The 13,855-nt window shown below is 36.6% G+C and carries 9 protein-coding genes; 3 read left to right on the top strand and 6 right to left on the bottom strand.

What is annotated here, in order from left to right; all coding sequences use genetic code 11:
* Nucleotides 1-40 precede the first annotated feature (40 nt).
* The 6 genes from metQ to B3P17_RS13415 all read right to left on the bottom strand — a co-directional run bounded on the left by metQ (nt 41) and on the right by B3P17_RS13415 (nt 9,590).
* Nucleotides 41-832: a methionine ABC transporter substrate-binding lipoprotein MetQ gene (metQ, locus tag B3P17_RS13390; RefSeq protein WP_291105857.1), complete on the bottom strand. Its 792-nt coding sequence runs from the start codon at nt 830-832 to the stop codon at nt 41-43.
* Between the two features lie 131 nt (nt 833-963).
* Entirely contained in the window at nt 964-3,534 is a 2,571-nt protein-coding gene (locus B3P17_RS13395) for a M14 family zinc carboxypeptidase (RefSeq protein WP_252637018.1), read from the bottom strand.
* Nucleotides 3,535-3,623: 89 nt separating this feature from the next.
* Nucleotides 3,624-4,544 carry a hypothetical protein gene (locus B3P17_RS13400; RefSeq protein ID WP_252637019.1) on the bottom strand — a complete coding sequence of 307 codons (921 nt, stop codon included), beginning with the start codon at nt 4,542-4,544 and terminating at the stop codon, nt 3,624-3,626.
* A 382-nt stretch (nt 4,545-4,926) separates the two neighbouring features.
* Entirely contained in the window at nt 4,927-5,103 is a 177-nt protein-coding gene (locus tag B3P17_RS13405) for a hypothetical protein (protein WP_252637020.1), read from the bottom strand.
* 80 nt (nt 5,104-5,183) lie between these two features.
* Nucleotides 5,184-6,536 carry a RagB/SusD family nutrient uptake outer membrane protein gene (locus tag B3P17_RS13410; RefSeq protein ID WP_252637022.1) on the bottom strand — a complete coding sequence of 451 codons (1,353 nt, stop codon included), beginning with the start codon at nt 6,534-6,536 and terminating at the stop codon, nt 5,184-5,186.
* 39 nt (nt 6,537-6,575) lie between these two features.
* On the bottom strand, nt 6,576-9,590 hold the full coding sequence (locus B3P17_RS13415; protein ID WP_252637024.1) for a SusC/RagA family TonB-linked outer membrane protein: 3,015 nt from the start codon (nt 9,588-9,590) through the stop codon (nt 6,576-6,578).
* 766 nt (nt 9,591-10,356) lie between these two features.
* Between B3P17_RS13415 and B3P17_RS13420 the strand changes: the two genes are divergently transcribed.
* The 3 genes from B3P17_RS13420 (at nt 10,357) to pstC (ending at nt 13,855) form a co-directional block, all read left to right on the top strand.
* The gene (locus B3P17_RS13420; protein WP_252637026.1) at nt 10,357-11,391 is read left to right on the top strand and encodes a rhodanese-related sulfurtransferase; all 1,035 of its coding nucleotides are present in this window, start codon (nt 10,357-10,359) and stop codon (nt 11,389-11,391) included.
* A gap of 414 nt (nt 11,392-11,805) precedes the next feature.
* A complete protein-coding gene (locus B3P17_RS13425) occupies nt 11,806-12,621 on the top strand; it encodes a PstS family phosphate ABC transporter substrate-binding protein (RefSeq protein ID WP_252637028.1) in 816 nt (271 codons plus the stop codon).
* Between the two features lie 25 nt (nt 12,622-12,646).
* Entirely contained in the window at nt 12,647-13,855 is a 1,209-nt protein-coding gene (pstC, locus tag B3P17_RS13430; protein ID WP_252637030.1) for a phosphate ABC transporter permease subunit PstC, read from the top strand.

Here is a 13,855-nt window from a genome sequence, read left to right on the forward strand (position 1 = left end):
TTGCTCCTGCACGATTTCCTGCCATTTGGTTACCAGCCTTTTACAGGCCTCCTTTAAATACTTCGGTAGCCACTTTATCTACTTCGTCTGACTGATATGCCTGAACGAATTTTTTTACTTTCTCCTCATCCTTATTTTCTTCTCTTGTAACAATAAGATTGACATAAGGAGAGTCTTTACCTTCGGCAAACACACCATCTTTGAGGAGTAGTCCAGCTTGCCCTGCAAAGTTATTGTTGATAATAGACAAAGCTACTTTTGCATCATCTAAGACTCTAGGTAATTGAGGGGCTTCGAGTTCCAGTATCTCCAGATTTTTAGGATTTTCTACTATATCAACCAGCCTTGGGGCTGTTACTCCTTCTTTAAGTTTTAGCAATCCTACTTTTTGTAATAGCAATAAGGCTCTGCTATTATTAGCCGCATCGTTGGGAATGACTACTGTACTTCCGTCTTTTAATTCATCCAAACTCTTTATTTTCTTTGAATATGCTGCCATAGGATATATAAATGTATTTCCAACAATAGCAAATTTATATCCGCGACGTGCGATCTGTTCGTCTAAGAACGGCTTCGTCTGAAAAACATTAGCATCAATGTCTCCCTGATCTAATGCTGTATTTGGCATTATGTAATCATTAAATTGAACGAGTTCTACATCAAGTCCGTATTTCTCTTTTGCTACTTTTTTTGCTGCTTCAGCTATTACATATTCAGGTCCCGAGGCTACACCGACTTTAATATAGTTAGGGTCGTTGTTCTTTTTACCTCCGCAAGAAGTGAGTAGCATTATAAGCGCAGATACAATAATAAATCCGTTTATAATTTTCATATTGATTTTCTGTTATATTAATTAGTAAATAATTGGAGAGGCCATTAATAATCGTTGTCCCCAATAATTAATTAATAGCCTCAACTTTTTATCTTTACAAAAGCAACTAATCTAACTATAATTTAAAAAACTTAAGGTCTGTATCGTCCCGGAGAAGAAAGATTGCTTCCAAAAAAGATAGCGTTAGTCAATATTCGTCCGCTACTTAACCAATACCCTCTAAAAGTAGGCGATTCCGCAAATAGAACAACAGTTCCTTTACCTTTGTTTTCGAAGACTACTAACGGTGCATTTTTTAGTTCCTGTTGATTTTTCTTTGTCAAAAATCCGCTTATTTGAGGTTTATCTGTCAATTGTAGAACTGTAGCGTAATTACTTTTAGGTCTTGGTAATTTGTAATTACTGGTTTTGATTGCGTATGTTTCTCTCGATACTATTCCGAAGGCTAGAGGATTGGTTATATCCAAATCTGCATTGAATATAGCGCCGCCAATTCGCTGTGGACCTTCGTTTTCTCGTTGTGAAATATAGTCTAATCGTTTATATTCATTTTTGCTTCGCGGAATGCTATCAGGAACGAAACCTGTTACTATTTTATTCTCAATAGCCCATTTAGAAGCACCTTCTGATGTGATAAGCGTTCCTCCGTTAGCGACCCATTGTTGCAGCTTTCCGATAAAGTTAGGAGACAACGAGTTGTAATTGCCATCTGATAAGATTATTGATGTATAACGATTGAGGTCTGCCCAATCAGCTGAAGCTACATTGATTTTGGTTAGAGGTATGTTTAATCTGTTGCCTAACAAAAACCAGGTTTCACCGACATCTGTCCAATTTATTCCACTTCCCACTAATGTCGCTACAACAGGTTTTTCTACTCTTCTGATATTATTGCTACCTAAGTCTATACCAGTGGTGCTGAAACCAGTTGTTACTCCTAATATTTTTATATCTGTCAGCTCGGCCGCCTCTTTTACTATATTATACAATTGGTCGGAAGATATGTTTTGATATTCAACAGGGATGACTATTGCTCCTTTGTTAAACTTATACTCTATTCCTGCTACAGAAGCAGAAAAGTCTTTGTATGCGGCTTTTACAACAACACCTTTGTCTAGTAGATAGTACAGAGACTTAGATGCTAGATAGTCAGTATAATTAAATATGTAGGCATAGTCAGATTTTTGACTAACTCCTCCTTTCTTTACCTGAGGGATATCTGTTACTTTTTGTCCTTGTCTTACTGCTCCTTTTACTTTCACAAATGGTATTCCATATCCATGTACAGTGCTCCATGCTGTAATGTCCATAAATATACTATCTACAAATGTTGTATTTTCTTCGAACACAGCATTTAAAATACGATATTGAGGTTGAGAGAATGGCACAACATAAGCATTCCCCGGTTCAAAATCTTTTCCATTTTGAGAAAACTTGTCAGGGAGTTCATAAACATCTATTTTATGGCTAAGTAAATGATCGAGAAATAATTTTGTCAGATTGTTATCATTTTTGTCTCCGAATACAATATACTTGTCAGCTCTTTTATTCGCTAAAGAAAGTGCACTGGAGAAGAAATCTTTCTGATGTTTGAATAATACGTCTTTCTCTGCTACTGCGGCTTTTATTGCTGCTATGCTGGTAACAACATTGTCTTTGATGTTTCGGGAGAATTTTCTTACCCCCACTTCCGTTTCTATTTCTATTCCGGCTGAGCTTCCTACTTCGAGGGTAGTACCTACACCTCCTTGAAAATCGGGATAAGTAGATCCATAAATTGGTGAAATATTGTCAAAATCTTCTTTTGTATAGTAAAGAGATCCTATTTTATCCAAAGATTCCGAATAGTATTTCGCTAATATAGGATTCAACACGTTGTATGTTTCTTCGGGGATTGTTGGGTTCCATGTGCTGCGTGGTGGCGACGGCTCGAAGTAATAGGCACTGTTGCTTCCCATTTCGTGATAGTCGGCATATATATTAGGATACCATTTGTGATAAAAATCAACTCTTGCTTTACTTTCAACGTGTACCAGTGGAAACCAGTCACGATTAAGGTCTGTCCAAAAGTGATTTCCTCTATGTGGGGTAAATCCTCCGGCATGCTCTATATCATTCGGATCGGATACAGGAGGAAAGGATTTGAATGTGTTAAAATATGAGGCAGCTCTATCTCTTCCATCAGGATTTAATGCCGGATCTATCAAAACAACTGTTTGTTCCAGATTTTTGATTGTTTCATTGTTTGTAGAAGCTACAAAGTAATATGCGGCAAGTATTGCAGCTTCTGTTCCTGCTATTTCTCCTCCATGAACATTATAACCTAAGTGCACTATGACTTTTTGATCATTATTTGAAGAGGAGCTCTTAGGATCTATAAGTTTCAAGTGATTTTGACGTATAGATTCCAGATTCTTTTGGTTGTCAGGGCTTGTGACAATAAGTACAACCTGTTCTCTATTTTCGTAAGTTTTTCCGATAACTTCGAGTTGTGCTCTATCGGATAAATTATCCAGCAACTTGTAATATTCAACAACTTTGTCATATCTGGCTAATGACGAACCAATGGGAAATCCAAAAAACTGTTCGGGGGTAGGTATCTTCGGATCGAACTGATTATCCCTCCCGAAATAATAGTCGTTTTGAGCAAAGGAATATAGCCCTGCTATAAATAGCAGGATAATAATAGCAAGTTTTTTCATATTCTATTTTGATTAAAAACCTCCAATACCAATTTGCCGTCGGAGAAAGAGGTGAGTTATTTGTCTGAGATGTTTTAGCTGTTTTTTTACTATTTATTGAGCGTAAGATACTTAGATTCTATTTGCCGGATTTGGGCTAATTGAATATCCCGGCTTAGACGAAGAAATCCATAGTCGTGATTATACTGCTGTCCTTCAGTTAAAACCCATTTTATAAAATCTTTAACTTCGGGTTTGGGTGTTGCGGAGCTGTTAATTACAAAACCTATTTTTTGTATTGGGATCAAGTCTAGATCTTCATTCTCAACCAGGGTTAACACATCGTCTATTGTTGACGATTCCAATACTTCTCGATATTCCTTTTTTATATCCAATGGTAATAGCTTTATATCTGATTTTAGTTGACGGGTAGACAGATCATATAAATAAGATAAGCTATTGAATGTTACGCCTGTATTATCTTTATTTATCGCGTTTAGTAAAAATATATCATCTCCTGCTATTTTTGTGCCTCTTAAGGTGTTTGCCGGATAACCAAAATGTGCCGCAAAAACACTGGCTACAGATTCTTTTTTATTGCCTGAATATACTGTAAAGCGTTCAGCCAGTTTTGATGGTTTACTATCGTCTTCATCCAAAAGATCTTTTTCGAAAAATATTTCTCTTAATTTTTTCTTATTATACTTTTCTTTTTCGAGACTCTCTGTATAGATATAATTTTTGGAGACAATCGGTAGTAATGCATATTTCACTACATAAAAAACATCTTTGCCATATAGTAAACTATCGGGTTGATCAGTTATAATTAATTCTATATCTGCGTTTGAATCATTTTTATGAGCATCTTCTATTTTTAGACCTGAATTAACATTCTTATATTCAGATACCCACTTACTCACTAATGGAGAAACCAGTTTTTGGCTTTTGATGGATATTGTATTTTGGGCATTAAGCGATAATGCTAAAATGGATAATATTATTGTTGTAAGAACCTGCTTTATAGCTTTCATAATTTTGAAATTTTATATATAAAATGAGCCAATATTACTAGAGGCACAATATCAAATGAAAATAAATAATAAAATATTGAGTGGGGGAGTTGGAATCAAAAGCAATGCATTCGCATTGATAAAAAGAGGAAGGAAGGTAATAGCAAAGAACGAGCAGGAACAGAGATAATTCCTGCAACATAATCATCACTTTTTTCGTGTTGTGATGCTTGTTGGTTTGGCTTTTTTAACTTAGCAATGCTGTTTCGAATGATTTTCATTTTTTTCAATATTCTATAAGATATATTTATAAAACTATCTGATACAAAAATAAAAATATGAATGGCTTTATAAAATACCACAATTGTGGTATTTTATAAGCTCTGGGTTTCAATTTTCTCTCTCATTCGGCAATGGTTATCATCGATAATCCTATATGGTCTTTTATTGAGCCCTCCGGATTTTGGTTTTCGAGCTTGACAAACAATCTACATTTGCCTGTATTTATTTTTGTAATTTCTATCATGGGCGTGTTGCCCAGCATATCTAATACACTATTTGTAACATTATACTCTTTCATCGTTATAATATTTACTTGTTGATATAATAACTTTGGCTGATATCACAAACCTGTAATATCAGCCAAAGGCAAAATATTTATCAATAGCCCGGATTTTGTTCAATGTCAGGATCTGATAATATATCGGAAGCGGGGAATGGAAACAACCAATAGTCGGTATTTGTCAGACCGAGGACTGAACCTGTCCTTTTTGTTCTAACCAGATCAAACCAACGATGAGGTTCGAAAGCAAATTCTATACTGTTTTCATCTTCAATAGCTTGAATTATTACATCCTTATCAGAGCTGTCAAAATCGGGTATATCTGCCCTGCCACGAACCTTATTTAAGTCTGATAAAGCACCTAATATATCCGGAGTTGCTTTTTTTATTCTTGCCTCAGCCCGTATTAAGTATAACTCAGCAATGCGAATAACATAAGCCGGGTCGGTACTTGTTGATACGGTATTATACAATACTCCGTATACTGAGTTTCCGCTACCTTTTATAATTTCTTTTCTTGTTCCCCCTACATCCGAATCGTTTAGTTTGGCAACTAATGCATCCGACGGCTTTAAGGTATATTGCCCTCCTACAGTGCTTGGATACCAAAGATTCCAGTAACTATTTTTGTCGTTTGATGTAAAAGTTAATTCAAATACAGATTCCGGAGACAGAAATGGTGAAGTAAAAAAGGTTTTAAAAGGTTTCACTAGAGAGTATTTAGTACTGTTGATTACCGATGTGGCATATGTTTCTGCTTCGCCCCATTCTTCCCGATAGAGGTGGAGCCTGGCTCTTAAGGCTCTTGCCGCATTTTTTTGAGCTCTGTTACGTGTTGTCGAATCGTCCTCAGGGAGTAGCTCTTCGGCTTTTATCAGATCGGCAAGTACCTGATCGTAAGTCTGAGCGAGAGTACTTCTTTTTATACCTGATAATGCTCCCAAATCTGTTGTTGGGTTCAATTGAAGTTGTACTCCACCCCATCCACGAGCAAGGTCGAAATAGCCTAGGGCTCTTATAAAGTATGCTTCGCCTAGAATCTTATTCTTTTCAGCTTCAGTAAATAACGGATCGCTGACATTCCCGATAGCTGCAATTATTGAATTGGCAGAGTTTATTCCCGCATAAATGGTTTGATAAGCATAAACAGTACCTGCATTATCAGGAGAGACCGAATTCTGATCGAGTTGTAAGTATTGGCTCAATGTCCCATTGTAGGAAACATTGTCTGCAGTTATTGTTCCCAATGTTATGTAATAATTGGAGTAGTAATTCTGAACCGAATTATAAGCTCCGATAATAGCCGCATTTGCCGTTCCTTTATTTGTTATTGCAATTGTAGAAGGTATAGAATTTGTCGGCGACAAATCTAGAAAATCTTCACAAGCAGTGAACAGTAAGAGAGGTGAGAGTGCTGCTATAATAATTAAGTTTTTATATAACTTTTTCATTGTCTTCATTTTTGAGGAAATTAAATATTAATTCTTTTCTTAGAATGTAGCGTTCAGAGTAAGCTGAATAGTACGAGGTTGTGGCACTGTTGCCCAATCATATCCATAAGTATTCTGGCTAGTACTTTGTGCATTTACTTCCGGGTCGAGCCCTTTATACTTTGTAATGGTAAACAGATTGGTAACCGAAACAGTCGCCCTGAGTCTGCTTAGCTGTAAGCTTTTTATTATAGATTTAGGTAGATTGTAGCTTAGAGCCACATTCTTGAGCCTGATAAACGAGCCATCACTCAAATATCGGCTACTCATATTTGCAACATTTCCTCCATAATTGTTAGCTGAGCCTCCGTTAATAGTAGGGTCTCCACTATATGTGGTCAGACGTGGAATATCGGTAATATCTCCGGCTTTTTGCCACCTTTCTAGTTGTCGCGGAATAAAACCTATATTGTTCTGAGTTCCACCATGCACTAAGAAAAAATCGTGCATACTAAGGATTTTGTTTCCTTGTTGGAAATATAAGAATAGGTTCAATGAAAAATCCTTATATGTAATTTCATTTGTGAGACCTCCTGTATAATTTGGCAATGCATTACCTACAATTTGTCTATCCGCTGAGGTAATAAATCCATCTTTATTTACGTCTTCATAAACAGCATTTCCGGTTTCGGGGTCAACATACAATTGTTTATACAAATAAAAAGAGTTTACTGAATAACCTTCACGTAATATAGATGCATTGCGTCCTGATGCTCCCAATGTAATATCTGAAGCTAGTTTTTCTATTTTATTTTTGTTCCACGATATATTGAAATCAGTAGTCCATTTGAAGTCTTTTTTATTGATATTAGTCGATTGTATTCCTAATTCCACTCCACTGTTTCTTACAGCACCATAGTTTTGAAGAAAAGATGTAAACCCTGAACGATAAGGAACAGGAACATTCAATAATAAATCGTATGTGTATTTATTATAATAGTCGAAACTAAAGCTTATTGCATTTTTCAGGATTGCAAAATCAAAGCCGAGGTCTAACTGACGTGTGGTTTCCCATGTCAAATCTGGATTTGCCAATTGAGAAGGGGCAGTGCCCGCAGTCTCTAAATAATTCGATCCTGCTGACCATAAACCCAAAGCAGCGTATGACCCTATTCCATTTTGATTTCCTGAATATCCAAAACTGCCCCTGAATTTGAGCGCATCAAAGAAATTTATGTTTTTTATAAAACTCTCCTGACTTGCATCCCATGTAAGCCCAACAGACGGAAAGTAGCCCCAACGCTTGTTCTTCCCGAACTTAGATGAGGCATCAGCCCTTATGCTTCCATCTATTGTATATTTGTTGTTAAATGTATAACTGGCTTTTCCAAAGAATGATAGCAGTCTGCTTTCAGACTTGGAGGCTGAGCCCGATTTCGTTGCCGCGACTGAAATGTCTTTCAAGTCGTTGGTAGCAAAACCTTGTCCCGAAGCACTGGTATACTCCTCTTGTACAGCATTGACTGTATTTCCAAGTAAAACATTAAGTGCATGTTTATCTTTAAAGACCTTATTGTAGGTGAGTAATTGTTCTGCTGTATAAACAATGTTTTTAGCTTTGTATGAGGTAGCAGAACCATTCGTTGCTATCCCGGCACTGATAAATGTGTCAGCATAATTGTTTTCAGTCAGATCAGTATTATCTAAGCTCCAGCTTGAACGAAATTTAAGTTCTTTGAGAATATTATATTCCAAGAACAAGTTTCCGATAGTTCGCCATGTAGTAGCATTGTTATCAAGATGCTCTATCAGCGCCAGATGGTTATCAAAACTTCCATATCTGGCATAACTTCCATCTTCATTGTAAATAGGTAAATATGAACGAACGAATATTGCCGAATTGATTACTCCTTTTGGATTGTTGTCATTGCTACTCACATTACGATATATTTTACTTAGGTTAATGCTTGTACCTATTTTCAATTTGCTTGTTAAATTATTGTCATAGTTGAGTCGTCCCGAATAGCGCTCGAAATCGGAAGGCTTAACAACAGATTCTTGCTTGGTGTATCCTAAGCCGACATAATAGGTACTGTTAGAGTTTCCTCCCTGCGCTGAGATTTCATAATTTGATAAAGCAGCCGTTCTAAATAAATCACTATTGCGATCGTATGTGGGCATACTGGAGGGATCAGCAAAAGGTAACTTTATGTCAGATGGAGACAATCCTCTATCGATACCAGTATTGTAGGCTGCTTCGTTAGCGAGTATAGCCGTTTCAGGGCCTGTTATGGATCGGAATTTTTTAATAGCATTTGCCCATCCATGAGACAGGGATACCGATATTTTCGCTTTTGTATCTTGTTTACCTCTCTTAGTTGTTATTATAACTACTCCATTTGCACCTAATGATCCGTATATTGCGGTCGCATTAGCGTCTTTAAGTACAGTAATGTTCTCGATGTCTGATGGATTAATATCCGATAGTGGATTTGACTGGGTTTGTCCTCCCATACCGGTAGAAATGAGATTACTGTTACTAATAAATACACCATCAATAATGTATAATGGGTCTACTCCTGCATTAATAGAGTTACTACCTCTTACCCGAAAGATAACACCACCTCCGGGAACTCCGGTATTTGATGAGATCTGTACGCCGGGAGCTTTTCCTTGTAATAGCTGGTCAAATCCGGAAGCCGCAGTTTCTTTTATTCCATCTGAAAGATTAATGGAAGTTATAGCTCCACTGACTGATCTTCGTTGTTGTGATGTATAACCTGTTACAACAACTTCGTCAAGAAAATTAAAGTCTTCTTTTAATGATAGGATGATGGGTTCTTCTGCATCGTAAACATCAATATCTTGTGATTTATATCCTACCAGACTTATAGATAAAGTAGCGGGTAGAGCTTTTGTTACTTGTAACGAAAATCCACCATGAGCATCAGTAAGAGTCCCATTTGTCGTTGCTTTTAAGGCGACCGAAGCTCCGATAATAGGCTCTTTGGTTTTCTCGTCTATTACGTTCCCTCTTATAATGGTTTGGGAATAAAGTCCAAACGTAGATAGCATCAATAATACTAAAAATACATAAATATGCTTTTTAACACATGAGGGTTGATGTTTTTTTTTCCAAAAAATAAATATATTTGTCATATTCTATTTTAGATTGAACACTTCCAATACCAATTGCCGTCGGAGGAGGAAGTGTTTATTTTTATAATTAAAACTTCTCTTTTTTATATACGATTGTAGCACATCTTGCTTATTTGTATAACTCAAGAATATTATAAAAATTCTTGATGCAAATTCAATCAGTTAACTTTTGTTTACTAATGAACTTATAATAAGTCAAAATAAAGAATGTAAGGGGAAAGTATTATCTATAGCAACACATTCGTGCTGAAAAAGAAAGGGCTGTATTAGGTAGGCTAGGAGATAGAAGGTAGTTGATGTTACAAAAGCGAAAGAGTAAATTCAGCTTTTTGTATTTGATTGATGAATGGTGTATTCGCCGGGATGGTGAATCAACTTCTAATAGTTTTTCCATAATCATTTTCATATTTTTTGTTTAACTTATATAACAATTGCAAAAATATAAGACTTTCGTTTAATCATAAATACCATAAATGAGGTATTTATTGTNNACAGATTTCGCTGATGGTACAACAAAACTTTATAGCCAACAACGATACCTATCTGCACTTAAAGTGAAACACTCACCTATGGCTTATAGATTATATCTATTAAATATTCGTTTATATCAGTAAATCATATTATACATTTGTACTCTTATCGAAACTTATAATCTGTTCAACTATTTTAATTAATATATAAAATGCAATTATATAATACATTAAGTAACGAAGAAAGAGAAAAATTAATAGACCAAGCCGGTGTTAACAGGCTTACTTTATCATTCTACGCTTATGCCCAGATTGACAACCCGCAACAGTTCAGAGACGAACTCTTTGTCAGATGGAGCGAGCTCGATGTGCTGGGGCGTATATATGTAGCCAAAGAAGGGATTAATGCCCAGTTATCATTACCCGCTCATAATATGAGTGCCTTTAAAGACTTTTTGGACACTTATACCTTTCTGAAAGACATCAGGTTGAACATAGCAGTAGAACATGACAATAAATCTTTCCTCAAATTGAAGATAAAGGTAAGAGACAAAATTGTAGCCGATGGGCTTAACGACAACACCTTTGACGTTACAAACATAGGTATTCATCTCAAAGCACAAGACTTTAATAATATGATGGACGATCCTGATACCATCGTTATTGATATGCGTAACCATTACGAAAGTGAGATTGGGCATTTTGACGGGGCTATCACTCCCGATGTTACTACATTCAGAGAATCGCTTCCGATTATAAATGAGCAATTGAAGGACTACAAAGAGTCTAAAAAATTACTGATGTACTGCACCGGAGGTATCCGTTGCGAAAAGGCGAGTGCATATTTCAAACACCAAGGCTTCAAAGACGTCTATCAGTTAGAAGGAGGCATTATCGAATATACCCGTCAAATAAAGTCGGAAGGATTGAAATCGAGATTCATAGGCAAAAACTTTGTTTTCGACAATCGTCTCGGAGAACGAATCACCGATGATATTATAGCTCATTGCCATCAATGTGGAGAGCCTTGTGATACGCATACCAATTGTGCAAATGAAGGCTGCCATCTTTTGTTTATACAATGCTCGAAATGTGCCCAAAAGATGCATAATTGCTGTTCCGATGCTTGCAAAAATATAGTCATACTACCACAAGAGCAAAGGAAAATATTGCGCAAAGGCATTAAAAATGATGCGATGATTTTTAGAAAAGGGAAAGCTAAGCACCTTCTCCCAAAAAACGAATAAAGAGAACACATTTTATTCGTCACCTATCCTGTTTCTACTATTGTTCAGACCAGATCAAAGGGTACTCCTTTTTATTTATAAAAGATATAAGAGCCTGTTTAGATTTTATTTAAATAGGCTCTTACAATAATATTATCTTATTGTCAACCCCTCCTTATTACCCACAACTCTAAAAACCATCTTAAATCTTAGAGAAACTTCCCGTGGATGTATACTTGAAAAGAGAAATACTTCCATCAAATATTTTTTCATAAATATCAATATTACAGACGAATGATAGGCGAGTGATAGACTTTCGCCTAAACAAATCTTAACGTAAACGTAACAAAATAGAAAAGAGGCTGTAACAACAGTGTAATAATTTTGTTGCTGTAAAAACTAGGGAATGAAAATATCACTAAAAATAAAAAGATTATGAGAAAAACAATTTTGGTTTCTATAGCATTACTATCGTTAAGTATTGGTGTTAGTGCTCAAAAGATTAAAGGTTCGGACACAGTATTGCCTTTATCACAAAAAGAAGCAGAAAGTTTTATGAAGGCAAATCCATCCAAAACCGTTACGGTAACAGGGGGAGGAAGTGGAGTTGGTATATCTTCGCTTTTGGCAGGAACAACAGATATCGCACAAGCCTCAAGAAAAATTAAATTCTCGGAGAGACAACAGCTAAAAGATAAAGGGAAAGAGGCGAAAGAGGTAATTATCGCCTATGATGCACTTGCGGTAGTAGTACATCCTTCGAATAAAGTATCGAACTTAACTCGCGAACAACTAGAAGGTATTTTTACCGGAAAGATAACTAATTGGAAACAGGTAGGTGGAGCAGACCTGAAAATCGTTCCTTATTCACGCGAAACATCATCCGGTACTTACGAGTTTTTTAGAGAGCATGTGCTGGCAAATAAAAACTATGTAAACGGAATAATGAGTTTGCCGGCAACAGGGGCTATTATCCAGTCAGTAGGACAAACGAAGGGAGCTATAGGCTATGTAGGGCTTGCTTATCTTAATAAATCTGTAAAAGCAGTGCATGTATCGTATGATGGAGGAAAGAAATTTATAGAGCCATCAGTAGCCAATGCCAAGAATAAGACTTACCCGGTTGTACGTCCTCTATACTTCTATTACGAAGCAAAATCAGAGAAAGCAGTAAAACCTTTTGTTGACTATGTATTGTCAGCTAAAGGACAGAAAATAGTATCGGACGTTGGATTTATCCCTGTGAAATAACGATTTCAGAAACAAAAGGAATAACATGAAACAACTAAAACGAATATTAGAGCGGATAGTTGAAAGCATACTAACAGTTAGCGGTGCTGTAACAAGTATCGCTATACTCCTTATCGTAATATTCTTATTCAAGGAAGGATTCGGATTGTTTAATTCTCCTTCTGTCGAACATGGCTATACACTTGTTGTAAACTCTAAGAATGCAGTTGACAAATTAAATGTTCTTGAAATAAAAGAAATATTTGATTCAGAAATAACGAATTGGGCAGAACTGGGCGGAGCAGATGAAGAAATAAAGATTTTCAGAATAGATGATATTTTTAATATGTATTCTGAAGAAGAATTTGGAGAAGATTATGCTCTACTACCGCAAAAGCTAGGCGAAGTGATTGCCGAGAATCCGAATATCATAGCATTCTTACCCGAAAAATATGCCCCAACAAATATGCCCGGAGTGAAAGTGATTACAACAGGGAATATTAATGTTGAAGATTTTTTTGGAGGAAAGCAATGGATGCCCACAGCAACGCCTGCTCCTTTATTCGGGGTATTACCTTTGATCTTGGGAACTCTACTTGTGAGTATAGTTGCTATTCTGATAGCGCTTCCTTTAGGGCTTGGAGTCGCTATATATATATCAGAATTAGCTAATGAACGAACACGCAAGCTTATGAAACCAACAATTGAATTATTGGCGGGAATTCCGTCTGTAGTATATGGTTTCTTCGGCTTAGTTGTCTTGGTTCCCATTGTGCAGAAAACTTTTCACTTACCTGTCGGCGAAACTGCATTTACAGGTAGCCTTATCCTTGCTATTATGGCTTTACCTACCATCATAACTGTTGCCGAAGATGCAATGCGTAATACGCCTCGGGCTATGCGCGAAGCAAGTCTGGCATTGGGTGCTACCCATTGGCAAACTGTTTACAAAGTGGTTATTCCATATTCGATATCGGGTATATCAGCCGCCGTTGTATTAGGCATAGGCAGGGCTATAGGTGAGACTATGGCAGTGTTGATGGTTACGGGGAATGCAGCTATAATACCACACTCTGTCTTTCAATCGGTGCGGACAATTCCTGCAACTATAGCAGCCGAACTAGGTGAAGCTCCGGCAGGAGGAGCTCATTATCAGGCTTTGTTTTTGCTCGGATGTATTCTGTTTGTGATAACTATGATTATCAGCATTACAGCTGAGGCGATTTCTAAAAAGCAATATAATAAAGGATTATAG

It is taken from the genome of Dysgonomonas sp. UBA7630 (genome assembly GCF_002483985.1).
In the GTDB taxonomy this organism is placed as follows: domain Bacteria; phylum Bacteroidota; class Bacteroidia; order Bacteroidales; family Dysgonomonadaceae; genus Dysgonomonas.

Coding starts and splice junctions, on each gene's coding strand:
- metQ (WP_291105857.1), bottom strand. CDS start 832: ATGAAAATTATAAACGGATTTATTATTGTATCTGCGCTTATAATGCTA.
- B3P17_RS13395 (WP_252637018.1), bottom strand. CDS start 3,534: ATGAAAAAACTTGCTATTATTATCCTGCTATTTATAGCAGGGCTATAT.
- B3P17_RS13400 (WP_252637019.1), bottom strand. CDS start 4,544: ATGAAAGCTATAAAGCAGGTTCTTACAACAATAATATTATCCATTTTA.
- B3P17_RS13405 (WP_252637020.1), bottom strand. CDS start 5,103: ATGAAAGAGTATAATGTTACAAATAGTGTATTAGATATGCTGGGCAAC.
- B3P17_RS13410 (WP_252637022.1), bottom strand. CDS start 6,536: ATGAAAAAGTTATATAAAAACTTAATTATTATAGCAGCACTCTCACCT.
- B3P17_RS13415 (WP_252637024.1), bottom strand. CDS start 9,590: ATGCTATCTACGTTTGGACTTTATTCCCAAACCATTATAAGAGGGAAC.
- B3P17_RS13420 (WP_252637026.1), top strand. CDS start 10,357: ATGCAATTATATAATACATTAAGTAACGAAGAAAGAGAAAAATTAATA.
- B3P17_RS13425 (WP_252637028.1), top strand. CDS start 11,806: ATGAGAAAAACAATTTTGGTTTCTATAGCATTACTATCGTTAAGTATT.
- pstC (WP_252637030.1), top strand. CDS start 12,647: ATGAAACAACTAAAACGAATATTAGAGCGGATAGTTGAAAGCATACTA.